We start from the raw sequence: 25,230 nt of genomic DNA, 5'->3' as shown, positions 1-25,230 counted from the left end.
TCCCGTTGATTATAAGGAGCGTAATGTGCTGACCGTGCTGGGCTTTTCCATGGTGACCTGTTTCATGTACCTGATCATGACCAAGCGCATGTCCGCGCTGATCGCCCTGATCATCGTGCCGACGCTGTTTGCGGTGATCGGCGGCTACTACCACGGGCTGGGCGACATGATGCTGAGCGGCATCAAGGCGCTGGCCCCGACCGGGGTGATGCTCACCTTCTCGATCCTCTACTTTGGCCTGATGATTGACGCCGGGCTGTTTGACCCGCTGGTGCGTGCCATCCTGAAGGTGGTGCGGGGCGATCCGCTAAAGGTACTGGTAGGGACGGCGGTGCTGACGCTGCTGGTTTCGCTGGATGGCGACAGCTCCACCACCTACATGATCGCCGTGGCGGCCTTCCTGCCGCTCTACCGCAAGCTGGGGATGAACATCCTGGCGATGACCTGCCTGGTCAATTTGGCGAGCGGCATCATGAACCTCTCGCCCTGGGGCGGGCCGACCGCCCGCGCCGCCGCCGCGCTAAACATTGACGCGCTGGATATCTTTATCCCGATGATCCCGGCGATGCTGTTCGCCTGTGCCACGCTGGTGGCGATGGCGGTGCTGTTCGGCGTGCGGGAGCGCCGCCGGCTGGGGGTGATGGAGATGGACAGCAACCACCTCAATGACATCAGCCTTGGCTTTGGCGACGCGCAGGAGTGTGAAGCCAACCGCCGACCAAAGATGTTCTGGCCCAACTTCATCCTGACCACCGCGCTGCTGGTGCTGCTGGTGCTGGGCGTGATGCCAATCCAGATCCTGTTTATGCTGGCCTTCGCCATCGCGGTGATGCTGAACTACCCGACGCTGGATCAGCAGAAGGCGCGCATCAGCGAGCACGCTGGCAACGTGCTGGCGGTGACCTCGCTGATCTTCGCCGCTGGCATCTTTACCGGCATCCTCTCCGGCACCGGCATGGTGGATGCGATGGCCAAGAGCCTGCTGGCGGTGATCCCGCACAGCTTCGGCCCCTATCTGGCGCTGTTTACCGCCATCGTCAGCCTGCCCTTCACCTTCTTCATGTCCAATGACGCTTTCTACTTTGGCATCCTGCCGGTGATTGCGCAGACCGCCGCGGGCTATGGCATCTCGACGGCGGAGATTGCCCGCGCCTCCATCATCGGCCAGCCGTTCCACCTGCTCAGCCCGCTGGTGCCGTCGGTCTACCTGCTGGTGGGACTGGCGAAAGTGGACATCGGCGATCACCAGCGCTTTGCCATCAAGTGGGGGATTCTGGTCAGCTTCGCCCTGCTGGCGGGCGGGGTGATCTTCGGTGCCTTCCCGCTCTACCACGGCTAACCCCTGATGCCCCTGCGGGGGCATCGTGCCGTTAACCGATTGTCCTGAATCCTGCCCATGTACGTCATTTCCGCCACGTCGATTTGCCCTATTCTGGTTTCAACGGGCACGCCATCAGGCGATGCCGACCTAACCCCCACATGAGTAAGGAGTTCACCATGAGCCGTTTACACACCCTGACCGCCAGCGACGCCACCGGCCAGGCCGCCGACCTGTTTGGCACGATTCAGAAAAGCATGGGCAAGGTGCCCAATGCCTACCTGACCATCGGCAGCAATGCGCCAGCGCTGCTCGGGCAGATGCTGCAACTCAACGCCAGCCTGCATAAGGGCAGCCTGAGCGCCCGCGAGCTGGAGGCGATCAATCTGGCGGTCAGCGAGGAGAGCGGCTGTGACTACTGTCTGGCGGCGCACACCCTGGCGGCGAAAAAGGCCGGCTTTAGCGAGGCGCAGACCCTGAAGCTGCGCGAGGCACGCTATGACGAGGATGCCCGCCTCGACGCGCTGGTGCAGTTTGTGCAGTACGTGGTCTCCACACGCGGCACCCTGCCCGCCGCCCGCGTGGAGGCGCTGCGCGCCGCTGGTTTCAGCGACCAGCAGGTGATCGAGACGCTCGGCGCGGTCAGCGCCATTCTGTTCACCAATATGGTCAACCGCGTCAATGACACGGCGGTTGACTTCCCGCCGGTGAACTAGCCCTCTGCCCCGCCTAGCCGGGCGGGGCCGCCTGCCGACACGACAGGCACGGTAGAAAGATGCACGAGCAAGAGACACGCGCTGGCGGGAGTAGCCGATTATCGACTACCTTGATAGTTGGCCCTGACGCCGCCCCCGGCATGGGCGGCATCAGGTGAAGGAACCGGCCAGCGATGGCCAACGCCCGCGTGGGCGACCAGGAGAAATTATGCTTGTGCTCTGGAATACCCTGATAGTGCTGCTGACCGTGGTGATCATGGAGGGGGTGGCGACCTTTTCGCACAAATACATCATGCACGGCTGGGGCTGGGGGTGGCACCTGTCGCACCATACGCCGCGCCATAGCTGGTTTGAGCTGAACGATCTCTACGCGGTGCTGTTTGCCGTGCTGGCGATCGTGCTGATCGCGGTGGGCACCGCTGGCGTCTGGCCGTTGCAGTGGATTGGCGCGGGCATGACGCTCTACGGCCTGCTCTACTTCATCGTCCATGACGGGCTGGTGCACCGGCGCTGGCCATTCCGCTATGTGCCGCGCCGTGGCTACCTCAAGCGCCTCTATCTGGCGCACCGCCTGCACCACGTGGTGCGCGGCAAGGAGGGCGGCGTGTCGTTTGGCTTCCTCTACGCGCCGCCGGTGGAGAAGCTACAGGCCGAGTTGCGCCGCCAGCATGGCCGCCCGGCTAACGCGGGCGCTGCCAGAGTCCGGCGGGACGCGGCGCAGCAGAGCGCGCCACCCGAGAAGTGAGCGCCTGTCCGGCACCGGCCACCAGCAGCAGCAGTTTTTCCGGCTTGCTGGTCCCCTGCCGACGATCCCAGGCGTGTGGCCCGGCGCGGCGCACCTTGACGCCAATCTCCCGGTAGACGCCGCGCGCGGTGGCGATCGCCCAGGCCGAGCGCAGCGGCAGCCCGGCCAGCCCGGCGCGGGCGGAGGCGTAGTAGGGTTCCGCCTCCTCCACCAGCCGCGTCGCCAGCCGCGCCAGCGCCTCGCGGTGCGCCGGATCGGCCAGGTTGCGCCCGGCCAGCCCGGCCGCCGCCAGCCAGTCCTCGGGCAGGTAGCAGCGGCCAATCTCCGCATCCTCCACAATGTCGCGCGCGATGTTGGTGAGCTGGAACGCCAGCCCCAGATCGCAGGCGCGATCCAGCACCTTCTCGTCATTTACCCCCATCACCCGCGCCATCATCAGCCCCACCACGCCCGCGACGTGGTAGCAGTAGCGCAGCGTGTCGCCAAAGTTGCGGTAGTGGGTGTCGCGCACGTCCATCGCGAAGCCCTCCAGGTGGTCGAACGCCTGCTGGCGCGGGATGGCGTGCGCCAGCGCCACCTCCTGAAACGCGGCGAAGGCCGGGTCTTTCATCGGCACGCCGCGGTAGGCCTGCTCTGTCAGGTCGCGCAGCGCCGCCAGCCGCTCGTCGGCGCTGTCGGTGATGCCCGCGCCGGCAAAGCCCAGCGTTTGGCCGTCAATCACGTCGTCGCAGTGGCGGCACCAGGTATAGAGCATCAGCGCGCTGCGCCGCGTCTCGGCGTCAAACAGCTTGGCGGCGGTATCAAAGCTCTTGGAGCCAGCGGCCATCGTCTGGGTGGCGTGGTCAAGCAGTGGCTGGTTCATGGGGTAACCTCCTCCATCATTAGCCCGGCGGTAGCCTTGGCAGAGCCAATCACCCCCGGCACCCCGGCGCCGGGGTGGGTGCCCGCGCCGACCAAATAGAGATTCTTGAAGCGGCTGTCGCGGTTATGTGGCCGGAACCACGCGCTCTGGGTCAGAATCGGCTCAATGGAGAAGGCCGAGCCGTGGTGCGCGCCAAGCTGGTCGCGGAAATCGACCGGCGTGAAGATGCGGTGCGTCACCAGTTGGCTGCGCAGGCCGGGCATATAGTGCTCCTCCAGATAGTCGAAGATGCGGTCGCGCAGGCGCGGCCCCTCCACCGCCCAGTCGAGGTCGGCGGTGCCCAAATGTGGCACCGGGGCCAGCACATAGTGGCTGCCGCAGCCGGGCGGGGCCAGCGACGGGTCGGTAACACAGGGGGCGTGCAGGTAGAGCGAGAAGTCCTCCGCTAGCCCGTTGCGGTTGAAGATGTCATCAATCAGCTCGCGGTAGCGCGGGCCGAAGCAGACGGTGTGGTGCGCCAGCTGGCTATGGTGGTGGTTCAGGCCAAAGTAGAGCACGAACAGCGAGTTGCTCAGGCGTTTGCGCTTCAGCGTCCGGCCCTGCGCCGCGCCGTGTGGGTGGCGGCTGAGCAGGCGGTCATAGGTGTTCACCACATCAGCGTTGGAGGCCACCGCCGCCGCCTCAAAGCGGCGGCCATCGGTCAGCGCCACGCCGCTGATGCGCGCGCCCTGCGTCTCCAGTTGGCTGACCTGCGCGTTGAGCAACAGCTCGCCGCCCAGATCCTCAAACAGCCGCACCAGCCCCTGCACCAGCGCGCCGGTGCCGCCCCGGGCGAACCAGACGCCCCACTCACGCTCCAGCGCATGGATCAGCGTGTAGATGGAGGAGGTGGCGAACGGGTTGCCGCCCACTAGCAGCGAGTGGAAGGAGAACGCCTGCCGCAGGTGCTCATTCTCAATAAAGCCGGAGACCATGCTGTAGACGCTGCGCCACGCCTGTAGCCGCGCCAGTTGTGGTCCGGCGCGCAGCATGTCGCGGAAGGAGAGGAAGGGCACGGTGCCGAGTTTCAGGTAGCCCTCCTTGAACACCGCGCGCGAGTAGTCGAGGAAGCGGCGGTAGCCCTCCACGTCACGCGGGTTGAAGCGGCGGATCGCCTGCTCCAGCCGCGCCTGATCGTTGTCGTAGTCCAGCACCTGCCCATCCTCCCAGCAGAGGCGGTAGAAGGGGGTGACCGGCAGCAGATCCACATAGTCGGCCATCCGCTTGCCAGCGAGGGTGAACAGCTCCTCGATCGCGGTCGGGTCGGTGATCACCGTCGGGCCAGCGTCAAAGGTGAAGCCCTGATCCTGATAAACGTAGGCGCGGCCGCCCGGTTTGTCGCGCTGCTCCAGCAGCAGGGTGGGCCGGCCCGCCGCCTGCAGGCGGATGGCGAGGGCCAGGCCGCCAAAGCCGGCGCCAATGACAATATTTTTTTTCATTCGTTAGAAGGCTCGCAGCCGAGGGTTGTGCTTGAGCACGGCCTGTAGCGCCTCACCCACCGGAACCGGGGGTTTGCCTGTCAGGATCCGTACCATGTCGAGCGGGGTGAGTTGCCCGGCGTAAAAGCGCGCGATCAGCCCCTCCCCCAGCCCATAAAAGCGTTGCATCACCTGCCAGCGCTGCTCCGGCCGCCCGGCCAGAAACAGCATCCGGTTGAGCAGGCGGAAAAAGCGTTGCCGCCGCCAGTGGCGCGCCGCGGTCTGCCGGATCAGCGCAAACAGCGCCGGATGGCTGAGATCGCGCTGTTCGCTGATGGCATCGGCCAGTGCCACCGCCTGCGGCAGGGAGTAGCCGGTGGTGGCGTGAAACAGCCCGGCGCGCAGCCCGCTGCACGGCTGGCCAGCGGCGGCCTGCCAGAAGGCGTCCGGGTCGCCAGCGAGAGTGATGGGCAGGCTACCCTGCTCCTCGCGCAGCAGTGCCTCCAGCGCCCAGCCCTGTGCGGCGGCGTAGTCGCGGATGCGTCGCCGCGCCGCCTCGGCCGCCAGCGCTGGCTGGTCAATGTAGTGGGTATCCTCAATCAGCAGCGTGTCGGCGGAGAGCGGCAGGGTGTAGACGAAGCGATAGCCCGCCAGCTGGTCAACGGTGGCATCCATCAGGATCGGCCGCACCAGCCCGTGCGGGCGCGCCAGCCGCCACGTCTGGCCGAGGAACGCCTGAAACCCCAGCGCCAGATGCGGGCTGGGCTGGTAGCCGCGCCCATCGATCACTGCCGCCGCCGCGAGGTGCTCGCCGTCCGCCAGCGTCACGCCATCCGGCGAGAGGTGCGCCACCGGCGCGTGGGTGCGCAGCGTATCGCCCAGCTCTGCCGCCATCACGGCGGCGAAGCGCTCATCGCTGATGCTCAGGTAGTCGCCCGGCAGGGTGCGCGCCCGTTGCGGGAAGCGCACGTCGTAGCCCTGCCAGCGGTGCGTTACCAGCGGCGCGATCCACGCGTGCTGCTCGGGCGTCACGTCATCCTGATGGAATGACCAGGTGTGGGTGCCGCCAGCCTGCGGCCCGGCCTCCAGCAGCAGCACCCGCCGCTCGGGCTGGCGCTGGCGCAGCCGCCAGGCGATCAGGCCGTTCGCCAGCCCGCCGCCCACCAGAATCACATCCCAGCGCGCGTTCATGCCACCTCCCCCGCCACCACCGGGCGGCGGCTGCCGAGCGCCCGCTCAACAATCCCGGCCGCCCGCACCGCGCCACCGGCGGCCTGTAACTGTGGGCTGACCGCCGCCAGCCGCTGCCGGTAGCGATCGTTCTCCAGCAGCGCCTGTAAATTATCCGCCAGCGCCCGGCGGCCGCTGAAGCGCGACGCCCGCCGACCAATGCCGCTGTAGGCCACCCGCGCCGCCACGCCCGGCTGGTCAAAGGCGATGGGCACGGCGAGGATTGGGGTCTGGCTGGCGATGGCGTCCATCACCGTGTTCAGACCGCCGTGGGTGATCACCGCCTGCGCCTGACGCAGCGCCGCTGGCTGGTCAGCAAAATCGGTGACGCAGGTCGCGCCGCTCTCCAGCAACCGGTTGGACTGGTTGGCATCCAGCCCGCCGCAGTGCGCCACCAGCAGCTGGGTATCCAGGCTGCGACAGGCGCGGGCGATGGCGCGGAACAGCCGGAAGCGGTGTCCCTGAAGGGTGCCGAGGGAGGCAAACACCAGCGGCTTTGCGGGATCGATCGGCAGGGCGAGCGGCGCGATGGCACGGCTGGCCGGGCGCAGCGGCCCCACGGCGTGGAAGCAGGCCGGCAGTTCACGGCGCGGGAAATCAAGCGCCGGGATGGTCTGGCTGATCTGCGCCAGCGGCGACAGGCACTGGTGCAGCGCCTCACGCGGGGCCAGCCCAAAGCGCCGGGCGTGGCGGGCGATCACCCGGCCCTGCCCGCGCATCAGCCAGTCATAGACCTGGCTGCTGCTCTGGTAGAGCCGCAGCGCGCGTGGGTCTTGATCGTAGTTGAAGGGCATCACCGGCAACGGCAGGCCCGGCTCGCGGTTGACCGGCAGCGCGCAGGCCACCGAAACAAACGGCAGCCCCAGCCCCTCGGCCACCACGCCGCCCGCCGCCTCCATCTGGTCAACGATCAGCCCATCCACCCCCAGCCGCTCCAGCACGCCGGGCAGCTCGCGGCACAGCATCTCGGTGGAGTCAGAGAGATCGCGGATCACCCGCAGCAGGGAGAAGCCAGCCGGGTTGCCAGTGAGTTTCAGGGTGCGCGCCAGCGAGCCAGCCGGGTGGCTGTTGCGGCCGACCGGGCAGAAGGCGATGCGCGGGTCGTTGATCAGCGCGCTGGCATCTTCCTGTTGGATAAAGGTGATGCGGTGGCCGCGCGCCATCAGCGCCCCGGCCAGCGCCTGCATCGCCTGCATGTGGCTATAGAACGGCGGGGCCACCACGGCATAGTGGCTCATGCCGCGCCCCCGCTGGCGTGCAGCGGCGCGCGGCGCAGGGCGGCCAGGTTGGCGCTGCCGGTGCAGAAGCAGGCGACGCGCAGTTGCTCAATCACCACGCGGAAGTGCGCCACCACCGCGGCGGTGGAGGTGGTGGCGCTGCCGAGCACCGCCGCCGCCTGCCCCACCAGATCCGCGCCGAGGCGCAGTGCCTTGGCGGCGTCAATACCATCGCGGATGCCGCCGGAGGCGATCAGGGCATCGACGGCAGCAGCTCACGCAGGGCGCAGAGCGCATCGGCGGTGGGGATGCCCCAATCCGCGAAGGCCATCGCCACCGCGCGGTCGTGGGCGCTGGCGGCGCGCTCGCCCTCCACCGCCGCCCAGCTGGTGCCACCGGCGCCCGCGACATCCAGCATCGCCACCCCGGCCGCCGCCAGCGCGCGCCCGACCGCCGGTGACAGCCCGGCCCCCACCTCCTTCACCACCAGCGGCACCGGCAGCGCCGCTGTCACACGCTGGATATCCTCCAGCACGCCGCGCCAGTCGCGGTCGCCGCCCTGCTGCACCGCCTCCTGCAAGGGGTTGAGGTGGACAATCAGCGCATCGGCCTCCACCATCTCCACCGCCCGCTGGGCATACTCCAGCCCGCGCGTGCCGCGCAGTTGCGCCGCGCCAAGGTTAGCCAGCAACGGGATATCCGGGGCCAGCTCGCGCAGCTCGCGCGTCAGCCCCCAGTCGCCGTCGCTCTCCAGCGCCACCCGCTGCGAGCCGACGCCCATCGCCAACCCCAGCGTCTGCGCCGCCTCCGCCAGGTGGCGGTTGATGTCACGCGCCCGGCTGGCCCCGCCGGTCATTGAACTGATCAGCAGCGGCGCGCGCAGCGACCGGCCAAACAGCGAGGCACTGAGGTCAATCGCATCCAGATCCAGCTCCGGCAGCGCGCAGTGCTCAAAGCGCCAGCGCTCAAAGCCGGTGCCGCACCGCGCGGCCGCCGCGGGGCGCTTTAGCACAATGTCCAGATGATCGTTTTTACGTTGAATCAGGTTTGCGTCCTTCATTGATTCTCCGGTCAGTGAAACCACGTCATAACCGCCCAGCGTTCACTCCTTGCCGGGCAATCGGGCACGCCATCAGGCGGGAAAAGGGGGACGAGTTGGCCCAAAACAGTGGGAAAACGGGAAAGGCGCGGGGCGTCACCCCATCATCGCCAGTTGCTGGCCGAACCACGCGTGCATAAAGCGCCGCGTCGCCATGCCCTGATCGCAGGCGTAGGCCAGATGCTCGTCGGCGCTGCGCAGGTGGTCGCGCAGGCGCTGGTGCACCACCTCCGCGCCCAGCATCGCCACTAGCGTGGACTTGCCGGCATCCTGATGGAGATCCTTGCCGGTGCCAGCCAGCCCGTCGGCCAAATCATCCAGCAATTGGAACGCCTGCCCGAGATCCTGCGCGAAGCAGCGCAGCTTCTGGCGCACCGCGGCAGAGGCCCCGGCGGCGATCGCCGCCATCTGCAAGGTGGCGCAGAACAACATGCTGGTCTTGAGATCGTTGGTGGTGGAGATCGCCTCGGCGCTGCGCGCCTGCCCCCCCTCGCTTAAATCCTGGAACTGGCCGCGCACCAGCCCCTGCATCCCGACGGCCGTCGAAAGCTCCGCCACCGCCTGCGCCCGACAGACGCCCGACAGCCCGTGGGCGGCGGCCACCACGCCAAAGGCGCGGCTGAGCAGCGCCACGGCGGCCAAAATCGCCACGCTCTCGCCATACTGGCGGTGGATGGTGGGGCGGCCGCGCCGCAGCAGCGCGTTGTCCATGCAGGGAATATCATCGAGCACCAGCGAGGCGGCATGTACCATCTCCACGGCGCAGGCCAGATCCATCAGGCCGGGCTGGCGGGCGTCACAGCCCAGATCGCTGGCCGCCAGCAACATCAGCAGCGGGCGGATGCGCTTGCCCGGGGCCAGTGTGCCCTCGCGCATCGCGGCGCTGACCAGATCGCGCTCGTCGCCGGCCGGCAACAGTTGGTCGAGGCGGGCCTGCAACGCATCGCGCATCGCCCGCAGTTCGCTGTCCTGACGTAAAGTTTCGGCGTTCGCATTCATCGTGGCTATCCCTGGTTTCCCGCGTTGGTTATTTATTGACCATAATCGAAGAGTGTGAATGCGGCAACTGCCTGGCCACACCCTCGCCCTTGCCCGGCGCTAGCCCAGCAGCTGCTGCAACAGGCTCATCACCTGTTGCACCTCAGCGGGCGTCAGCGCCCCGTCCTTCGCAAAGCGCGTGCGCCCGTCGGCATCCAGCACCACCACCGCCGAGCCGCCCTGCCGCAGTTGCCAAGCACGCTGGGCCGCGCCCCGGTCATCAATCACGAACTGTGACCAGGGGGAGACCTTTTTGCTCGCCTCAATGCTGTTGCGCACAAAGATCCCACTGCCGGGGATGGCGTCATCCGTGTTGACAATGGTGGTGGTCTGGTAGCGATCGTGCGGCAAATTCGCCTGCTGGATCGCCTCAATCACCGCGCGGTTCATCTCCTTCGCCGACAGCCGTCCGGCGATGTGCAGCACCACCCGCACCTTGCCGGTGAGCTGCGCGCTGTTCCACTGCTGGTAGCGAAACGCCTCCTGCTGCCACAGCACTTCGCCGCGATCCGCCACGCCCACCGGCGCGACCCGCTGGCCAGCGACAAAGTCATGGGCCTGTCCCGCCAGCGGCAGCAGGCCAAGGGCCAGGGCCGCAGCCCGCATCATCTTCCTGTTCACGCATCTCTCTCCTGGCGGGCCGGTGCGGCGCTATTCATCAGTATAGACAGGGATTTTTAAATGCGCGGCTTGGGATGCTGTTGAACTGTAAGCCTATTGCTGCGCCAGCGGGCGTGGGGGTCTACACTAAGGGGCGTCACTGTCCAAAATAGGAGCCAGCATGAAAGCCTTTATTGTCCCTGCCCGCGGCGGCCTTGACCGCCTGACCCTAACCGACCTGCCCGATCCCGGTGCGCCCGGTGCCGGCGAGATCCGCGTGGCGATTCACGCCACCTCCCTCAACTACCATGACCTGCTGGTCGCCAACGGCTCCATCCCCACCGAGGATGGCCGCATCCCGATGGCCGATGGCGCGGGCGTGGTGGAGGCGGTGGGCGAAGGCGTCACGGCGTTCCGCGTGGGCGATCACGTGGTCTCCTGCTTCTTCCCGCAGTGGCAGGATGGCCTGCCGCACGATGAGGCGGGCAGCTTCGCCCGCACGCCGGGGGATGGTGCGCACGGCTTCGCCGCCGAGTATGTGGTGCGGCCCGCCGACCACTTCACCCTCGCGCCCACCGGCTGGCGCCATGAGGAGTCCGCCACCCTTACCACCTCCGGCCTGACCGCCTGGCGCGCGCTGGTGGTGGAGGGGCAGCTAAAAGCCGGTGACACGGTGCTGGCGCTCGGCACCGGCGGCGTCTCCATCACCGCGTTGCAGATTGCCAAGAGCATGGGCGCGCGGGTGATCATCACCTCCTCCTCCGATGAGAAGTTGGCGCGCGCCCGTGCGCTGGGGGCGGATGAGGTGATCAACTACCGCACCGAGCCGGAGTGGGGGCGCGTCGCTTTTCAGCTGGCAGGCGGCCACGGCGTTGAGCAGGTGATTGAGGTGGGCGGCCCGAACACCATGGCGCAGTCGATTCAGGCGGTGCGGATTGGTGGGCAGATCGCGCAGATTGGCGTGTTGACCGGCGTGGAGGGCACCATTCCCACCGCGGCGCTGATGGGCAAGCAGGCGCGCATTCAGGGGCTGATTGTCGGCAACCGCCGCCAGCAGCAGCAGTATGTCAGCGCGATGAACCAGACCGGCCTGCGCCCGGTGATTGACAAGGTGTTCCCCTTCGAGGCGTTGCCGGAGGCGTTCCGCTATCAGGAGAGCGGTGAGCACTTCGGCAAGATCTGCGTCGCCTGGTAGTCAAACAGGGCGTAGATCTGGGCGCGCAGCCAGCGCTGGCCGGGATCGCGGTGGCTGCGCTCGTGCCAGGCCAGCGTCTTGGTGAAGCCGGGAATCGGCAGCGGCGGCGGCATGATCGCCATGCCCGCCGTTCCTGCCGCCAGCCGACGCGGCGTGACAGCCACCAGATCGCTGATGCGCAGCATCTCCGGCAGCATCAGGAAGCTGTTGACCGCCGCCACCACCTGCCGACGGCGGCCGAGCGCGGCCAGCGCGGCATCAGTCGCGCCCTGAAACGTCTGCCCGCTGTGGGAGACCAGCACATGCTCAAGGGCGCAGAAGCGATCCAGCGTCAGCGGGCGCGCGGCGTCCGGGTGATCGGCGCGCATCATGCAGACATACTCCTCGTCATACAGGTCGCGGGCGTGCAGGTCAGGCGCGACCGTCTCGGGCGTCACCAGCGCCAGCGCGACGTCGCCGCGCTCTAGCTGGCCCGGCAGCCGCGCCTCCTCCACCGATACCACCGCCACCCGGATGCCCGGTGCCAGCGGGCGCAACCGGGCGATCAGCGGCGCAACCACCGCTTTCAGCGCATAGTCGGTGGCGGCGAGGGTCACGGTCATCTGCGCCTGTGCCGGGTCAAAGGCGCGCGGCTGCAACAGCGCCTCCGCCTCGCTCAGGATCTGCTTTACCGGCGCGGCCAGCTCCAGCGCCCGCAGGGTCGGCACCATGCCGCGTTGCGCCCGGCTGAACAGCGGATCGTTGAAGCACTCCCGCAGGCGGGTCAACATGCCACTCACCGCAGGCTGGGTCAGCGACAGCCGCTCGGCGGCACGCGTCACGCTGCGCTCATCCAGCAGCGCGTCCAGCGCCTTCAGCAAGTTGAGATCCAGATTCTTGATATCAGTTTTCATGATGAGAGTTACCGGTTAGGCGATTCAGCCTGATTTCAGCATGGTGCGCCCGCGGCGGCAAGGCGCAGGTTTCACCTGACTGCCGCTCGCCCCCTGTGCCAGAATGGGGCGACATCGACAAGGAGAGCCTATGAATCTGGTAATGGTCATTGATATGCAAAATGGGGTGTTCGCCCAGCCGCGCTACGACGTCGCCAACCGGGTGGCGCGCATCAACCAGCTGACGCGCGCCGCTGACAGGACGCTGTTTATCCAGCATGAGGAGGGCGCGATGGTGCGCGGCACCCTCGCCTGGGATCTGCTGCCTGACCTCCACCGCCCGGCGGACGCCCTCAGCCTGAACAAAACCGCCTGTGATGCCTTCTGGCAGACCGGGCTGGCAGCGTTGCTTGACCAACTGGGGGTCAACCAGCTGACGGTGTGCGGCTGCGCCACCGACTACTGCGTGGATACCACCATTAAGGTGGGAGCCAGCCTTGGCTACCGTTTTACCGTTGCTGAGGATGCCCACACCACCGCTGACCGCCGCCATGTCACCGCGCCGCAGCTGATCGCCCAGCACAACGAGGTGTGGGCCAACCTGAGTGGCGTACCCGTCCCGCAGGTGAAGGGCACCGAGGCGATTCTGGCGGCATGGCGCGACGCGGCGCGCTAACGCCCCTTGCGCTGTCGCACCTGCGCCGCGCGCAATAATTGCTGGAACGCCGGGCAGGCCATGTGCGCCGGGGCCGGGCAGGCGGCAACGTGCCGCAGGCCATCGCGCACCGCCATCAGACGCTGGATCTGCTGATCCACCTCATCGGCGCGGGCCGCCAGCTGGGCGCGATCCAGCGCCGCCTCCGCGCCCTGCCCCAGCATCCCGGCTATCTCCCGTAGTGAAAACCCCGCCTGCTGGCCGAGCGCAATCAGCGCCAGCCGTTGCAGCACATTGGGGTGGTACTGCCGCCGCAGGCCGCGCCGCCCCACCGGGCGAATCAGCCCTTGTGCCTCATAAAAGCGCAGCGTGGCGGGCGTCACCCCGCTCTGTGCCGTTACCTCGCCAATATCGAGTTCCATGCTTGACCTCAAGTGAAGATGAAGTTGCAGAATGGCGCACTCTACCACGCCGGGCGGGAGGCCGTCCGGCCCTGATCAGGAGTGTACTGATGGATCTGCTGTTACCTACGCTGGCCGTGGGAGCTGGCGCGACGCTGATAATGGATGTATGGGCGCTGGTGCAACGTCGGCTGTTTGCCACGCCGTCGCTGGATTACGCGCTGGTGGGGCGCTGGGCGGTGGGCATGGCACGCGGCCAGTTCTGCCGTACCGCCCTGCCCGCTGCCGCGCCGGAACGGGGTGAGCGGCCACTCGGCTGGCTGCTGCACTATGGGATTGGCATGGCGTTCGCGCTGGCGCTGGTGGGCGTGGCCGGGCCGGGCTGGCTGGCGGCCCCGACCCCGGCCCAGCGCTGCTGGCGGGCCTGCTGGCGCTGGCCGCCCCGTGGCTGGTGATGCAACCGGCCTGGGGGCTGGGCATCGCGGGCGCGAAGCTGCCGGCCCCCGCCGTGGCGCGGTGGCGTAGCCTGCTCACCCATCTGGTGTTTGGGCTGGGGCTGTGGCTGAGCGCCTGCCTGCTGCGCATGATTTAGCGCAGCAGCTTGAGCGCGCCGGTGAGGAGGTGACCCACTTTTTCGGGCCGCAGAAGGCGATGCCGTCCAGCGCCTCCTCCGCCAGCCGACGCTCCGGCAGCTGCTGCCGGTAGTCATCGAAGTTGTGCAGCTGGCGGGCGAAAGCCGGGAACACCGCCACCGCCTTGATGGCGTTCGCCCCCTCACTGCGCTGCCACAGCGCGCGGAGGGTGTCGGCGTCCGCCTGCAAAATCGGCACCGGCAGTTTGGCGCTGAGGTCGAGCAGCAGCCCGCTCCCCTCCGCCAACTGGCCGCCCAGCAACTGCGGATGGCGCGCCCCCAGCCCGGCCGCCAGCGTGGCGGCGGTGTTCGCCACCAGCCCCAGCGGCAGCACCGGGTTGATAACAATGGCTACACGATAATCATTCATCCTCTTCCTCCTTGTGGTGAAGGGGCCATTGTAGCCGTCGCCGCCGGGTAAAAATTTCCTTTCTCTCCCCTGTAACACTGAATTATGGTAGGGATAACCCTATTTAACGTCTTACTGGGAAAATCCTTTCATGAAGCTGGATCGCAAAGATGTGCGGCTGCTGGCGCGCCTGCAAACCGACGGGCGCGTCACCAATCAGGAGCTGGCGGAGCACGCTGGTATGGCCCCCTCCCCCTGTTGGCGGCGGGTACGGCAGTTTGAGGAGGCAGGGGTGATTCAGGGTTACCGCGCGGCGCTGGATCGCAAACGGCTTGGGCTGGGCATTCTGGCGTTTATCCGCATCAAGATTGACAGCCATAGCGAGCAGGAGGCCAGCCGTTTTGAGCACGAGGTGCAGCAGTTGCCGCAGGTGATCGCCTGCTACGCCACCGGCGGCAGCGCCGATTTCCTGTTGCAGGTGGTGGCGCGCGACCTTGACCAATATTCAGAGTTCGCCATGACAGTCATTCGCCGGCTGCCGGGCATCAAGGAGATGGAGACCTCCTTTGTGCTCAAGGAGATCAAATCCCCCGATCTGCTTCCGCTGGAGATCGGCAACCCTCCGCCAACTGGCTGAATTTTAAACACGGGGATTTCATGGGGATGGGATAACCGGATGGCGGATGGAAAAGCCCGGCAAGCCGCGCCAAATGGGGCTTGCCGGGGGACAAGTATGCTCTTCTCACCGCTTACCCACACCCTGATGGCCTATTTATCCACAGAAAAAGTGGATAACTTTGCCGGGCGTGGTGATAACCTGAGGCATTAAGGTGTCAGGTAGAAAGGCTTGCACTCATTACCAAAGGGTTGGTCAATCTCTGGCTGGCCTGTACAGCAGTCCATACCATCTTTGCCGACGTAGGTGCCTTTATAGCAGGCGCCTGGCTGTAGTGTGTCCCATTTTTTATTGACTTTATTTTCTGCATAGGCACAGTTGAGTTTACGCTGTTCAGCCGGGCCGACGTGTTTATTGAATTCTTCCTCAGTTAATTTTATGCACCTGTCATAGATTACGGTATCAGCTTGTTGACGCTGCTCCGCCTGCGCCATTATTTCCCGACACCGCTCATGCTGAGGCTGCTTAATACAGTTAATACTTGACCGGAAAGTACGCGAGTTAGGCTTTAGGTTCTTGCAGAAGTGACCCAATTCAGGCGGAACCTCCCTGCCATCGCAATACTCATTAATAAAAGCCGGCGTAAAGTCGAATCTATTTATTGCTGGCCCCCCCTTCCTATACATTACATTCATACAGTGGTCTCCTTGGGCATCAAAGCAGATACGACAACGTTGGCCATCTATACAATCCTTGATAACACCGGGTTTCTGACCGGGTAAAAAGGCGTTCAGAGTCCCATTATGCTTATTATTAAATACGACATGGGCATCACAGTGATTTGGGCAAGCCTTACCGTCACTGTAAACGGTGATGATCATGGTTTCCCCAGCCTGCGCACTGGCCAGCGGCGCGGAGAGCAGTAGGGAAAAGAGCATAAAGGGTAACAGGCCAAGCCAGAGGCAAAAATGCGGTAACGCGGGTTCTGTTTTCATGATGGCGCTCACATAGATTGAACAGGGGAGGCCAGCCGCTGCGCTTTATCAGCCAGCAGCCCAAAATTAACCACGCTTTTTATTTCTTTGCTAAGAAATAAAAAATTACGGCGGGTACTGGCCTGTTCTACTATTGAAGAGTATTACGGTGGATTGTAAATACCCTCCCTCCTCTTTTATTAAGGAGTGCTACCGGCACCTCAGTATAAAACGGTTCAACTTACCCGCGGGCTAATTATGTGCAATGAACGTGTTGCACAGGATATTCCATATCTCTGAACAAGGTATTTAACAATGAAAACAACGATGCCTTTTCCGCGTTATGCCATGCTGCTGGTGATGCTGCTCCCGGCCTGCGCCGACTACTTTAAGCCCTATATTCCGCTTGAGGTCGCGCCACTATTATCAGTAGAACAGATGACCGAAGCGCAAGAGAAAAAATCACTCATAAATACCCAGAAAAGCGTAACAAGTATCCAAGGAACCATTGATGACGTTACCTACCGGCTGAATGGGCGTACCATCACCAACCGTGCGCTTAATCTTACCACCTATGCCTTAACGCTGGGGCTGGCGGGTGGGCTGGCGACCGGGGCCTCGTTAACGTCCTCCAGCTCGCAGGTGCTGGCGCTGAGTGCCGCCGCCGCCTACGGTGCCAATACGCTGTTCTTCCCGACCACGGTAGAGGGGGCTTATCTAGGGGCCAATGTGGCGCTGGTCTGCCTTGCCACACGCGGCACCCACCTTGTAGCGGCCTATGATCAGGCGCAGACCTATTTAAAAAACCAAAAAGACAATTGTGAAGAGACCACAGAGCTCAAGGCGCAACTGCAAAATACCCTGGATGGTGTCTCACTCAATGATGGAGTATTTGCCGCGAAATTGCTGGATGCACGCAACCAGGTGATCAATGCGCTGAACCTGCAACTGCTAAGCGCTAACCCCAATCCACAAGCGGTGCTTCAGGCGGCCCAGAGTGGCCTGGCGGTAGTGATGGGGTTTGCAACGACGATGAAGAATGATGCCAATCAATCTCAACTAGATTCGGCTGGGCGCGATCCCGAAGATGGCGACAAAGAAAGACCAGAATGCGGCGGTCTGAAATATGAAGAACAACAAACCGTTAAAAATGCCCTAATCACCCTTAACAAAAACCTGGAAGAACAGGTGAATTTGGCGGGGGTATCAGACACCTCCTGCCTGTCGGCTAACACCGTGGTTCAGCCCCTCACCGTGCTTAACCAGCACGTTATCTTGTCCAAAACCGAAAGCATGCAGATCGCCATCAGCGGTGGCAAGCCCCCCTTTAGCGTGCAGTGGCAAGATAAAGCGCTGCCTGCCGAGGTTCTGCGCATCACGCTTGATCAGTCCGCCCGCCTCCTGCGGTTAGAGGTATTGACGCCCCCTAAACAGGCAGTGGAGGGCGAACTATGGCTGATTGACGGCAATGTGGTGCCGCAACGGGTTGCCCTTAAGGTCAGCGTAAATCCCTAAGGGCATCGGGGCGTTACTCCCCTACCGTCAGCACAATCTTGCCGATGTGCTCACCGTTCTCCATGCGGCGGTGGGCGTCGGCGACGTCGCGCAGTGGGTAGGTTTTGTCCACCATCGGCAGGCACTCGCCTTTGGCGAGCAGCGGCCAGACGTGCTGGGAGAGCGCGTCGGCGATTTCGCCCTTCTGCTCCGCAGTGCGTGAGCGCAGCAGCGAGCCGGTGATGATGGCCTGTTTGGCGAGGATCGGCAGGATGTTGATCTCCTTGGCGACGGCGGAGCCGAGGAAGCCAATGATCACCAGCCGACCACATTGCGCCAGCGAGGCGATGTTACGCTCAACGTATGGCCCGCCCATGATGTCGAGGATCACGTCCACGCCCTTGCCGCCGGTGTGCTGCTGGATCGCCTCGGCGAAATCCTGCTCGCGGTAGTTGATGGCGGTCGCCCCCAGCGCGCGGATCTCCTCACACTTCTCCGCGCTGCCAGCGGTGGCGTAAGCCTCAATGCCCCATGCGCGGCAGAGCATCAGCGCGGTGGTGCCGATGCCGCTGGTGCCGCCGTGGATCAGCACCCGGTCGCCGGCCTTGGCGTTGCCCATTGCGAACAGGTTGGCCCAGACGGTAAAGAAGGTCTCTGGAATGGCGGCGGCCTGCACCATCGACATGCCCTCTGGCACCGGCAGCGCCTGCGTGGCGGGCACGGTGCAGTACTCGGCGTAGCCGCCGCCGTTGGTCAGGGCGCAGACGCGGTCACCCACCGCATAGCGGATGACATTCGCCCCGACCGCCACCACCTCGCCAGCAATCTCCAGCCCCGGCACCGGGTTCATGCCCGGTTTCATCGGGTAGAGGCCCGCGCGCTGGAGCACGTCCGGGCGGTTGATGCCCGCCGCGTGCACCTTCACCAACAGCTCGCCGTCCGCTGGCTGCGGCACTGGCGCACTCTGTGGTTGCAACACTTCCGGCCCGCCGGTCTGCGGGATGGCAATAAAGGTCATGCTGGTTGGTTGTGACATAAGCTCTCTCGGTGTTAGGAATGTTGTTACAGCTTAGGCGATCGCCACCCGTGGCGATTAGCTACCTGTGGCCTTTGCCATGCAGCGCTGGTAGCGCGCGTCCACCCGCTGGGCGAACCACGCGGTGGTCAGGTTGCGGGTGATCTTCGGGCTTTCCAGCTTGATGCCCGGCAAGATGGCGCGCGGCACCGGCTTGCCGTTCTGCTGGTCGGCCAGCGCGTAGAGGCGGCGGTAGAGCGTGCTCTCGGCGAAGTCCGGCTGTTCGCCCTGCTCCAGCGCGCGGTGGATGGCGCGCTCGCTGAGATCCAGCCGCGCACTGAGGGTGCGTACCGCCAGTTCGGTGGCGCTGGCTTCATCGCTGCCGTAGCGGATCAGGTCGCCGTCCAGCGCCAGCGGAATGCCGCTGAGCCGGCTCACCGCCTGCTGGAAGGCGGCGTTGCGGCTGGCGTACCAGCCCGCGTTGAAGTCGGCGAAGCGGTAGAGCGGCTGCGAATAGTCCACCGGGTAGCCCAGCAGGTGCAGGGTGCCAAAGTAGATCCCCCCACGGCGGCTGAACACCTCCTGACGGATGGTGCCCTTCACCGGATAGGGGTAGCCGCGCGCGTGCGCCTCGGCGAAGGCGATGCTCACCTGCATCGGCCCGCCGGTGTGCACCGGGTTGAGGCTGCCAAACAGCCGCTGCCCCATCGGCACCATGCCGATAAAGTCATCGAAGATGTCGCTCAGCTCCTTCTCGTTGCGCACCTTGTCGAGCCGCTCGCTGTAGGACTTGCCATTCGACGAGGGGATCAGCAGCGCGGTACGCACCACAAACGCCGGAATGTGGCGCTCGCCAGCGCGGCGCTCAATCTCTTTCCACGCGATGTTGCCCAGCCCGGCCACCGGGGCATCTGCCTTAAAATTGGACTCCTGTTCCGTCACCGCCAGCACCGCGCAGAGGTTGGCGGCGCTGGGTGTCAGTTGCTGGGCGCTGAAGGCGGCGACGATGTCGGTGGCCCAACCCTGCCGATCGGCGGCGGAGGGCGGCATCAACCGCACCACCTGCGCGCGCACCTCGGCCGGGCGCATGACCGGTGCCTCCGGGCTTTTTTTGCTGGTGCAGCCAGCCAGCGCCAGCAGGGCCGCCAGGCCCAGCAGGGGCCAGCGGCGAAGGGGGGTGGCTCGCAGGCCATTGGCTATGGTCAGTTCCATACGTTCCCTGTGTCGTCGGGGGGATGCGGCCGGTCTGGCGCGCGAAGATGTTGCCACGGTAACAAATCTCACCGGGTTCAACCACCCTCGCCCACCACCCTTGCCGCCCGCTTAAGCATTGGGCGCCGTTTACCGGTTACCGCGCGCTTTTAGCGCCATGAACTACAATTTTTCTTACTGGTTTGGCAAGCATGTGTGAGAGAGGAATAACATGAAACAGAAAAATGGCGCGATTGGCATTGCCCCCTACGGCGGTTCCGCTGGCGGTTGGGGCGCGCTGAAGGCGGTGGCAGACGCCATCCGTGGGCAGATGTCAGTGAAGCAGGATGTGATCGCCCTGTTCAAGGTCAACCAGCCGCAGGGGTTCGACTGCCCCGGCTGCGCCTGGCCCGATCCGCTCCACACCTCCTCGTTTGAGTTCTGTGAGAACGGCGCGAAGGCGGTCTCCTGGGAAGCGACCAAAAAGCGCGCCACCCCGGAGTTTTTCGCCGCGCACCCGGTGAAGGAGCTGTGGGAGCGCAATGACTTCAACCTGGAGAATGAGGGCCGTTTGACCCATCCGATGAAGTACCATGCCGAGAGCGACACCTATCAGGCCATCGAATGGGAGACCGCCTTCAGTGAGATTGGCGCGCTGATGCAGGGCTACGACGACCCGGACAGCGTGGAGTTCTACACCTCCGGCCGCGCCTCCAATGAGGCGGCGTTCCTCTACCAGCTGTTCGCACGCGAGTATGGCACCAACAACTTCCCCGACTGCTCGAACATGTGCCATGAGCCGACCAGCGTCGGCCTGCCAGTTTCGATTGGCGTCGGCAAGGGCACGGTGGAGCTAGAGGATTTCGACCACTGCGATCTGGTGCTGTGCATCGGCCACAACCCCGGCACCAACCACCCACGGATGCTCGGCACCCTGCGCGAGGTGGCGAAACGCGGCGGCACCATCATCGCCTTCAACCCGTTGCAGGAGCGCGGGCTGGAGCGCTTCACCTCACCGCAAAGCCCGCTGGAGATGCTGACCCTCAGCTCCACCCGCCTCTCCTCCACCTACTACAAGGTGCGGGTCGGCGGCGATGCGGCGATGGTCAAGGGGATCATGAAGTCCCTGCTGGCGCTGCATGACGAGGCACTGAGCAAGGGCGAACCGGGGGTGATTGATGAGGCATTCATCCGTGAGCACACCGAGGGCTTCGAGGCGTTGAAGGCGGATGTGCAGGCCACCGCTTGGGCTGACATTGAGCGCGTCTCCGGCCTGAGCCACAAGGACATCCTGCACGTCGCGCGGCTCTACGCCCGCGCCGAGCGCACCATCCTCTGCTACGGCATGGGCATCACCCAGCATCAATACGGCACTAAGAACGTGCAACAGCTGGCGAACCTGCTGCTGATGCGCGGCAACATCGGCAAAAAGGGCGCTGGCATCTGCCCGCTGCGCGGCCACTCCAACGTGCAGGGCGACCGCACGGTGGGCATCACCGAGATCCCTAATCAGGATCTGCTCGATGGCATCGAGCGCACCTTTGGCTTCAAGCCACCCACCAAGCATGGCCACGGCGCCATCGCCTCCATCCACGCCATGCGCGAGGGCAAGTCCAAGGCGCTGTTCTGCCTCGGCGGTAACCTGCCGGTGGCAATGCCCGACCCGGAAGTCTGCTTTGAGGCGATGCGCAAGCTCGATCTGGCGGTACATATGGCGACCAAACTCAACCGCTCCCACCTGGCGGTGGCCAAGCACACCTACCTGTTCCCGGTAATTGGCCGCACCGAGCGCGATACCCAGCGCTCCGGCGACCAGTCGGTGACGGTCGAGGACTCCATGTCGATGGTGCACGCCTCGCGCGGCTCGCTGGAGCCGGTTTCGCCGCACCTGCGCTCGGAACCCAATCTGGTGGCGGCGCTGGCGAAGGCTTCACTGCCCAACAGCGTGGTGCCGTGGGACAAGCTGGTGTCGGACTACCACTTTATCCGTGATGCCATCGAGTCAGTGTTCCCGGCCTTCAAGGATTACAACCAGCGCATCATGAAGCCCGGCGGTTTCCGGCTCTACAACGCCGCCTCGGAGCGCAAGTGGAACACCCCCTCCGGCAAGGCCAACTTTTTGGTGATGGAGGGGATCAACGAAGACCCACGCTCGGCGCAGGGGCATGAGCTGGTGCTGACCACCCTGCGCAGCCATGACCAGTACAACACCACGCTGTATGGCCTGAATGACCGCTACCGCGGCGTGACCGGCCGGCGTGACGTGCTGTTTATTAATGCGGATGAGGCGGAGAGCCGCCAGCTGCGGGTGGGCGACAAGGTGAACGTGATTGCGCTGGACGCCAACGGCCAGCCGTCGCCGGAGCGGCGCATGGATAACCTGACGGTGGTGGTGTATGACATGGCGCCCGGCTCGGTCGCCACCTACTACCCGGAGGGCAACGTGCTGGTGCCCCTCAACAGCCACGATGAGGAGAGCGGCATCCCGGCCTACAAAAACGTGCCAATCGCCCTTGAGCGCTGCGCCTGAGGCACGGCGCACATAGGCAGAGACGCAACGGGCGGCCCATGGGCCGCCCGTTTTTTCAGCGCAGGCCGCGCAACGTGTAGGTGACCACGCCGAACAGCTCCACTGAGTCCTCATCCTGTAGCACGATGCTGGGGAACGCCGGGTTCATCGGCTCCAGCCGCACCTGCGGATGCAGGCAGAGCCGCTTGACGGTGTACTCACCGGAGACTGCGGCGATCACGATGTCACCGTGGCGCGCCTCCAGGCTGCGGTCAACCACCAACAGCGATCCCTCGAAAATGCCGGCGTCCACCATCGACTCGCCCGTGGCGCGGACAAAATAGGTGGCGGCCGGGTGCGTCACGCACATCTCATTGAGATCGAGGCGTCGCGCAACGTAATCCTGGGCCGGGCTGGGGAAGCCCGCGGGCACGCTGTCCTGGAACAGCGGCGTCTCTGCCACCGGTGGTTCGGTCATGGCGCGATAAACGTCCATCACTTAACTCCATATATACTGGTTTTTTATACAGTATATGCATGACTTTAGCGCGAGGGAAAGGCTGGCAACCGTTTTTTTCGCCCAGCCTGTGCTGAATGCCGCGAAAATAGGCGGCATTTCGCCAAGCGAGACGGCAAACTACCCCTATCTCCCCCTGAAAGAAGAGGCACCGATGCTGCGCACCATGACCCCAACCGAGTTTGACCAGTGGGCAATCTATTTTGTCGCGGACTACGCCGAGGATCTGCAAGCCAACTATGGCTATGCGGCGGAGCGGGCGCAGGCAGAGGCGCGCCACGCCCTGACCAGCGTGCTGCCCCACGGCATCGCCACCGCGCACCAGCAGCTGCTGACGCTGGAGGAAGCCGGGGCGGTGGTCGGCTATCTCTGGTATCAGCAGAATGAGACCAACGCCTTTATCATGGACTTTATGGTGCTGCCGCACTGCCGTGGGCAGGGGCATGGCCGCCGGGCACTGGCAGAACTGGAGGCACACCTGCGGGCGGCGGGCGTGGCGGAGATGCGCCTGCGGGTGGCAGCAGACAACCCGCGTGCGCGCCACCTGTATGAGGCGTGCGACTTCCAGCTGACGGGCTATAACATGAGTAAACGGCTGTAAACACAGCCCTTGTTGCGTGCGGCAGCGCCAGTCCACCGGATTAAATCGGGGGAATTTTGTTTATTGCAGACTTTTGGAATTTATTTGTCATTACTTGTTGTCTTTTTTAAAGAAATGTCTGTAATGAGGAGTTCACAGCCCTTAAGGTATCGCTCATGTCTACCCCCTCAAGTCAGGATGAACAGCAACGCTTGCAGGCACTGAAAGAGCTGCAAATCCTTGACATGTCGCAAGACGAAATCCTTAACAAAATCACCAGCCTGACCTGCAAGCTGCTCGACATGCCCACCAGTCTGGTGACCCTGATCACCGCCGACCGGCAGTTGATCAAGGCCAAGACCAACTTCCCGTTGGATGAGACCGACAAAGAGGACGCCTTCTGCCTCCACACCCTGAACCATGACGGGGTACTGGTCTGCCCGGACACCCAACTCGACGCGCGTTTCCGCCACCTGCCGCTGGCGAATGCGGCCCAGCCGCTGCGCTTCTATGCGGGTGCGCCGCTGAATACCGCCAGTGGGGTCGCCATCGGCAGCCTGTGCGTGATTGACTACCAGCCGCGCGCGTTCACGCCGGCGCAGTGTCGCACGTTGCAGGAGATGGCGACGGTGGTGATGGCGCTGTTGCAGTCGCGCAGTGCTATCGGGCTGGTGGATGGGGTGACCTGCCTCCCCAACCGCCAGCGGCTGATTGAGGATCTGCGCGAGCTCAATGGCGCGCCAGCGCAGGGGGTGCTGATTCTGGTGGACTGCATCGAGATCACCTACGCCTACGAGATGGGGCGTTCGCTGGGCCTGCCGGTGCTGGAGCAGATGCTGCGTGACATTGGCCACTACCTGCGCAAGACGTTCGACTTCCGTGAAAAGCTCTACTGCGTCGCCACTGGCCGCTTTGCCCTGTGGGTGCCAGCCGCGCACCGGGAGGCAGTGCTGGAGACGCTGCTGCACTGCGTTGACACCATTCAGGGCGCGCTGACGCTGCCGGTGCCGATCCGGCTGGAGCCGCATATCGGCTACGTGGATTTCTCGCTGCCGGTGCAAGACCCGCAACGGGTGCTGCGGCAGGCGATGAGCGCGCTGCATGACGCCATCAACCAGTATGAGCGCGTGCTGCCCTACCAGAAGGAGACCGATCTGGCGCAGCGCATGGCCTTCCGCCTGCTGAGCGATCTGGTGGAGTGCCTTGACCGCGACACTGGCCTCTATCTGGTCTACCAGCCGAAATTTGATGTGCAGAGCGGCCAGGCGGTCGGGGCCGAGGCGTTGCTGCGCTGGCAGCACCCGGAGTTTGGCGCGCTCTCCCCGGCGCAGTTCGTGCCGCTGGCGGAGAACACCACCCTGATTCGCCCGCTGACCGAGTGGGTGATTGGTCAGGCGCTGCGGCAGATCCGCCAGTGGCGCGATTTGGGCATCACCCTGCCGGTGGCGGTCAACGTGGCGGTCAGCAACTTTGGCGAGCCGGACTTTGTCGAGCGGCTGCTGGCGCAACTGGCGCGCCACGACCTGACGCCGGCCGATCTGGAGCTGGAGTGTCTGGAGACGCAGAGGATCCTCGACTGCCCGGTGGCGCTGGCCTGTTTGTTCCGCCTGAAGTCCGAGGGCTTCGTGCTGGCGCTGGATGACTTTGGCAGCGGCCACAGCAACCTCACCTACCTAAAGAAGATCCCGGTCGAGGTGATCAAGCTGGATCAGTCGCTGATCCGGCCACTCGAACAGGATCCCAACAGCCGCCTGATTGTCGAGCAGACCATCAACATGCTGCATATGCTGCACTATGTGGTGGTGGCCGAGGGGGTGGAGAATGCCGCCACCCTCGCCTACCTGCGCGATTTCGGCTGCAATCTGGCGCAGGGCTTCCATCTGGCGCGGCCGATGCTGCCGGAGGCGCTGAGCGCCCTGCTGCTGCCCGCTGCCGCCTCCTGATCCTGT

At 64.8% G+C, this 25,230-nt stretch carries 23 protein-coding genes and 2 pseudogenes; 11 read left to right on the top strand and 14 right to left on the bottom strand.

Annotation, left to right across the window (positions count from 1 at the left end; genetic code table 11):
* Positions 1-25: 25 nt before the first annotated feature.
* The 3 genes from ACK3SD_RS06510 (at position 26) to ACK3SD_RS06500 (ending at position 2,779) form a co-directional block, all read left to right on the top strand.
* Positions 26-1,339 (top strand): CitMHS family transporter, encoded by a 1,314-nt coding sequence (locus tag ACK3SD_RS06510; RefSeq protein ID WP_481127173.1) that lies wholly within the window; start codon positions 26-28, stop codon positions 1,337-1,339.
* A 158-nt stretch (positions 1,340-1,497) separates the two neighbouring features.
* Positions 1,498-2,034, top strand: coding sequence for a carboxymuconolactone decarboxylase family protein (locus tag ACK3SD_RS06505; RefSeq protein WP_481127172.1), 537 nt, complete (start codon positions 1,498-1,500; stop codon positions 2,032-2,034).
* A 208-nt stretch (positions 2,035-2,242) separates the two neighbouring features.
* A complete protein-coding gene (locus ACK3SD_RS06500; protein WP_481127171.1) occupies positions 2,243-2,779 on the top strand; it encodes a sterol desaturase family protein in 537 nt (178 codons plus the stop codon).
* Here ACK3SD_RS06500 and crtB read toward each other — a convergent pair.
* From crtB to ACK3SD_RS06465, 7 genes and pseudogenes are all read right to left on the bottom strand, one after another.
* A complete protein-coding gene (crtB, locus tag ACK3SD_RS06495) occupies positions 2,715-3,641 on the bottom strand; it encodes a 15-cis-phytoene synthase CrtB (RefSeq protein ID WP_481127170.1) in 927 nt (308 codons plus the stop codon). The genes ACK3SD_RS06500 and crtB overlap by 65 nt on opposite strands.
* The gene (locus tag ACK3SD_RS06490; protein ID WP_481127169.1) at positions 3,638-5,119 is read right to left on the bottom strand and encodes a phytoene desaturase; all 1,482 of its coding nucleotides are present in this window, start codon (positions 5,117-5,119) and stop codon (positions 3,638-3,640) included. Before ACK3SD_RS06490 ends, crtB begins: the two co-directional genes overlap by 4 nt.
* A 3-nt stretch (positions 5,120-5,122) precedes the next feature.
* Positions 5,123-6,289, bottom strand: a complete 1,167-nt coding sequence (gene crtY, locus ACK3SD_RS06485) for a lycopene beta-cyclase CrtY (RefSeq protein WP_481127168.1) — start codon at positions 6,287-6,289, stop codon at positions 5,123-5,125.
* Positions 6,286-7,566, bottom strand: a complete 1,281-nt coding sequence (locus ACK3SD_RS06480; RefSeq protein ID WP_481127167.1) for a glycosyltransferase — start codon at positions 7,564-7,566, stop codon at positions 6,286-6,288. Before ACK3SD_RS06480 ends, crtY begins: the two co-directional genes overlap by 4 nt.
* Positions 7,563-8,605 (bottom strand): annotated as a pseudogene (fni, locus tag ACK3SD_RS06475) (type 2 isopentenyl-diphosphate Delta-isomerase). The gene ACK3SD_RS06480 and the pseudogene fni overlap by 4 nt, the downstream one beginning before the upstream one ends.
* A gap of 135 nt (positions 8,606-8,740) precedes the next feature.
* Complete coding sequence (locus ACK3SD_RS06470) at positions 8,741-9,643, bottom strand: polyprenyl synthetase family protein (RefSeq protein WP_481127166.1); 903 nt, start codon at positions 9,641-9,643, stop codon at positions 8,741-8,743.
* Positions 9,644-9,742: 99 nt separating this feature from the next.
* Positions 9,743-10,291: a YtfJ family protein gene (locus tag ACK3SD_RS06465; protein WP_481127507.1), complete on the bottom strand. Its 549-nt coding sequence runs from the start codon at positions 10,289-10,291 to the stop codon at positions 9,743-9,745.
* Positions 10,292-10,463: 172 nt separating this feature from the next.
* Between ACK3SD_RS06465 and ACK3SD_RS06460 the strand changes: the two genes are divergently transcribed.
* Complete coding sequence (locus tag ACK3SD_RS06460; RefSeq protein ID WP_481127165.1) at positions 10,464-11,477, top strand: zinc-dependent alcohol dehydrogenase family protein; 1,014 nt, start codon at positions 10,464-10,466, stop codon at positions 11,475-11,477.
* Here ACK3SD_RS06460 and ACK3SD_RS06455 read toward each other — a convergent pair.
* Positions 11,432-12,370: a LysR family transcriptional regulator gene (locus ACK3SD_RS06455; RefSeq protein WP_481127164.1), complete on the bottom strand. Its 939-nt coding sequence runs from the start codon at positions 12,368-12,370 to the stop codon at positions 11,432-11,434. The genes ACK3SD_RS06460 and ACK3SD_RS06455 overlap by 46 nt on opposite strands.
* A gap of 130 nt (positions 12,371-12,500) precedes the next feature.
* Between ACK3SD_RS06455 and ACK3SD_RS06450 the strand changes: the two genes are divergently transcribed.
* On the top strand, positions 12,501-13,025 hold the full coding sequence (locus tag ACK3SD_RS06450; protein WP_481127163.1) for an isochorismatase family protein: 525 nt from the start codon (positions 12,501-12,503) through the stop codon (positions 13,023-13,025).
* On the opposite strand, the gene ACK3SD_RS06445 is transcribed toward ACK3SD_RS06450, so the two are convergent.
* The gene (locus tag ACK3SD_RS06445) at positions 13,022-13,426 is read right to left on the bottom strand and encodes a helix-turn-helix domain-containing protein (RefSeq protein WP_481127162.1); all 405 of its coding nucleotides are present in this window, start codon (positions 13,424-13,426) and stop codon (positions 13,022-13,024) included. The genes ACK3SD_RS06450 and ACK3SD_RS06445 overlap by 4 nt on opposite strands.
* 89 nt (positions 13,427-13,515) lie before the next feature.
* Between ACK3SD_RS06445 and ACK3SD_RS06440 the strand changes: the two are divergent.
* A pseudogene (locus tag ACK3SD_RS06440) lies at positions 13,516-13,997 on the top strand (DUF2938 family protein).
* On the opposite strand, the gene ACK3SD_RS06435 reads toward ACK3SD_RS06440, so the two are convergent.
* A complete protein-coding gene (locus ACK3SD_RS06435) occupies positions 13,936-14,406 on the bottom strand; it encodes a DUF2000 domain-containing protein (protein WP_481127161.1) in 471 nt (156 codons plus the stop codon). The pseudogene ACK3SD_RS06440 and the gene ACK3SD_RS06435 sit on opposite strands and share 62 nt — an antisense overlap.
* A gap of 130 nt (positions 14,407-14,536) precedes the next feature.
* On the opposite strand from ACK3SD_RS06435, the gene ACK3SD_RS06430 reads away from it, so the two are divergent.
* On the top strand, positions 14,537-15,022 hold the full coding sequence (locus ACK3SD_RS06430; RefSeq protein ID WP_481127160.1) for an Lrp/AsnC family transcriptional regulator: 486 nt from the start codon (positions 14,537-14,539) through the stop codon (positions 15,020-15,022).
* 188 nt (positions 15,023-15,210) lie between these two features.
* Here the strand turns inward: ACK3SD_RS06430 and ACK3SD_RS06425 are convergent, their stop codons facing one another.
* Positions 15,211-15,996 (bottom strand): hypothetical protein, encoded by a 786-nt coding sequence (locus ACK3SD_RS06425; protein ID WP_481127159.1) that lies wholly within the window; start codon positions 15,994-15,996, stop codon positions 15,211-15,213.
* Positions 15,997-16,290: 294 nt separating this feature from the next.
* Between ACK3SD_RS06425 and ACK3SD_RS06420 the strand changes: the two genes are divergently transcribed.
* On the top strand, positions 16,291-17,490 hold the full coding sequence (locus ACK3SD_RS06420) for a hypothetical protein (protein ID WP_481127158.1): 1,200 nt from the start codon (positions 16,291-16,293) through the stop codon (positions 17,488-17,490).
* A 13-nt stretch (positions 17,491-17,503) separates the two neighbouring features.
* Here ACK3SD_RS06420 and ACK3SD_RS06415 read toward each other — a convergent pair whose 3' ends face one another.
* On the bottom strand, positions 17,504-18,487 hold the full coding sequence (locus ACK3SD_RS06415; RefSeq protein WP_481127506.1) for an NAD(P)H-quinone oxidoreductase: 984 nt from the start codon (positions 18,485-18,487) through the stop codon (positions 17,504-17,506).
* Positions 18,488-18,562: 75 nt separating this feature from the next.
* Positions 18,563-19,696 (bottom strand): DUF1615 domain-containing protein, encoded by a 1,134-nt coding sequence (locus ACK3SD_RS06410; protein ID WP_481127157.1) that lies wholly within the window; start codon positions 19,694-19,696, stop codon positions 18,563-18,565.
* A 211-nt stretch (positions 19,697-19,907) separates the two neighbouring features.
* Between ACK3SD_RS06410 and ACK3SD_RS06405 the strand changes: the two genes are divergently transcribed.
* Entirely contained in the window at positions 19,908-22,205 is a 2,298-nt protein-coding gene (locus ACK3SD_RS06405) for an FdhF/YdeP family oxidoreductase (protein ID WP_481127156.1), read from the top strand.
* 55 nt (positions 22,206-22,260) lie between these two features.
* Here ACK3SD_RS06405 and umuD read toward each other — a convergent pair whose 3' ends face one another.
* On the bottom strand, positions 22,261-22,680 hold the full coding sequence (gene umuD / locus ACK3SD_RS06400) for a translesion error-prone DNA polymerase V autoproteolytic subunit (protein ID WP_137762761.1): 420 nt from the start codon (positions 22,678-22,680) through the stop codon (positions 22,261-22,263).
* 175 nt (positions 22,681-22,855) lie between these two features.
* On the opposite strand from umuD, the gene ACK3SD_RS06395 reads away from it, so the two are divergent.
* Positions 22,856-23,302 carry an N-acetyltransferase family protein gene (locus tag ACK3SD_RS06395; protein ID WP_481127155.1) on the top strand — a complete coding sequence of 149 codons (447 nt, stop codon included), beginning with the start codon at positions 22,856-22,858 and terminating at the stop codon, positions 23,300-23,302.
* Positions 23,303-23,457: 155 nt separating this feature from the next.
* Positions 23,458-25,224 (top strand): sensor domain-containing diguanylate cyclase, encoded by a 1,767-nt coding sequence (locus tag ACK3SD_RS06390; RefSeq protein ID WP_481127154.1) that lies wholly within the window; start codon positions 23,458-23,460, stop codon positions 25,222-25,224.
* The last annotated feature ends 6 nt before the right edge of the window (positions 25,225-25,230 follow it).

It is taken from the genome of Chimaeribacter sp. YP20170169 (assembly GCF_056739715.1).
Note: the sequence above shows the minus strand (reverse complement) of the source record. Positions and strands in the feature narration are given on the sequence as shown.

Excerpts from the sequence above, each read along its gene's own strand:
- crtB (WP_481127170.1), bottom strand. The coding sequence starts at position 3,641 with ATGAACCAGCCACTGCTTGACCACGCCACCCAGACGATGGCCGCTGGC.
- umuD (WP_137762761.1), bottom strand. The coding sequence starts at position 22,680 with ATGGACGTTTATCGCGCCATGACCGAACCACCGGTGGCAGAGACGCCG.
- ACK3SD_RS06430 (WP_481127160.1), top strand. The coding sequence starts at position 14,537 with ATGAAGCTGGATCGCAAAGATGTGCGGCTGCTGGCGCGCCTGCAAACC.
- crtY (WP_481127168.1), bottom strand. The coding sequence starts at position 6,289 with ATGAACGCGCGCTGGGATGTGATTCTGGTGGGCGGCGGGCTGGCGAAC.
- ACK3SD_RS06390 (WP_481127154.1), top strand. The coding sequence starts at position 23,458 with ATGTCTACCCCCTCAAGTCAGGATGAACAGCAACGCTTGCAGGCACTG.
- ACK3SD_RS06435 (WP_481127161.1), bottom strand. The coding sequence starts at position 14,406 with ATGAATGATTATCGTGTAGCCATTGTTATCAACCCGGTGCTGCCGCTG.
- ACK3SD_RS06500 (WP_481127171.1), top strand. The coding sequence starts at position 2,243 with ATGCTTGTGCTCTGGAATACCCTGATAGTGCTGCTGACCGTGGTGATC.
- ACK3SD_RS06455 (WP_481127164.1), bottom strand. The coding sequence starts at position 12,370 with ATGAAAACTGATATCAAGAATCTGGATCTCAACTTGCTGAAGGCGCTG.
- ACK3SD_RS06470 (WP_481127166.1), bottom strand. The coding sequence starts at position 9,643 with ATGAATGCGAACGCCGAAACTTTACGTCAGGACAGCGAACTGCGGGCG.
- ACK3SD_RS06450 (WP_481127163.1), top strand. The coding sequence starts at position 12,501 with ATGAATCTGGTAATGGTCATTGATATGCAAAATGGGGTGTTCGCCCAG.
- ACK3SD_RS06395 (WP_481127155.1), top strand. The coding sequence starts at position 22,856 with ATGCTGCGCACCATGACCCCAACCGAGTTTGACCAGTGGGCAATCTAT.
- ACK3SD_RS06420 (WP_481127158.1), top strand. The coding sequence starts at position 16,291 with ATGAAAACAACGATGCCTTTTCCGCGTTATGCCATGCTGCTGGTGATG.
- ACK3SD_RS06445 (WP_481127162.1), bottom strand. The coding sequence starts at position 13,426 with ATGGAACTCGATATTGGCGAGGTAACGGCACAGAGCGGGGTGACGCCC.
- ACK3SD_RS06405 (WP_481127156.1), top strand. The coding sequence starts at position 19,908 with ATGAAACAGAAAAATGGCGCGATTGGCATTGCCCCCTACGGCGGTTCC.
- ACK3SD_RS06460 (WP_481127165.1), top strand. The coding sequence starts at position 10,464 with ATGAAAGCCTTTATTGTCCCTGCCCGCGGCGGCCTTGACCGCCTGACC.
- ACK3SD_RS06415 (WP_481127506.1), bottom strand. The coding sequence starts at position 18,487 with ATGACCTTTATTGCCATCCCGCAGACCGGCGGGCCGGAAGTGTTGCAA.
- ACK3SD_RS06480 (WP_481127167.1), bottom strand. The coding sequence starts at position 7,566 with ATGAGCCACTATGCCGTGGTGGCCCCGCCGTTCTATAGCCACATGCAG.
- ACK3SD_RS06410 (WP_481127157.1), bottom strand. The coding sequence starts at position 19,696 with ATGGAACTGACCATAGCCAATGGCCTGCGAGCCACCCCCCTTCGCCGC.
- ACK3SD_RS06490 (WP_481127169.1), bottom strand. The coding sequence starts at position 5,119 with ATGAAAAAAAATATTGTCATTGGCGCCGGCTTTGGCGGCCTGGCCCTC.
- ACK3SD_RS06465 (WP_481127507.1), bottom strand. The coding sequence starts at position 10,291 with ATGATGCGGGCTGCGGCCCTGGCCCTTGGCCTGCTGCCGCTGGCGGGA.
- ACK3SD_RS06425 (WP_481127159.1), bottom strand. The coding sequence starts at position 15,996 with ATGAAAACAGAACCCGCGTTACCGCATTTTTGCCTCTGGCTTGGCCTG.
- ACK3SD_RS06505 (WP_481127172.1), top strand. The coding sequence starts at position 1,498 with ATGAGCCGTTTACACACCCTGACCGCCAGCGACGCCACCGGCCAGGCC.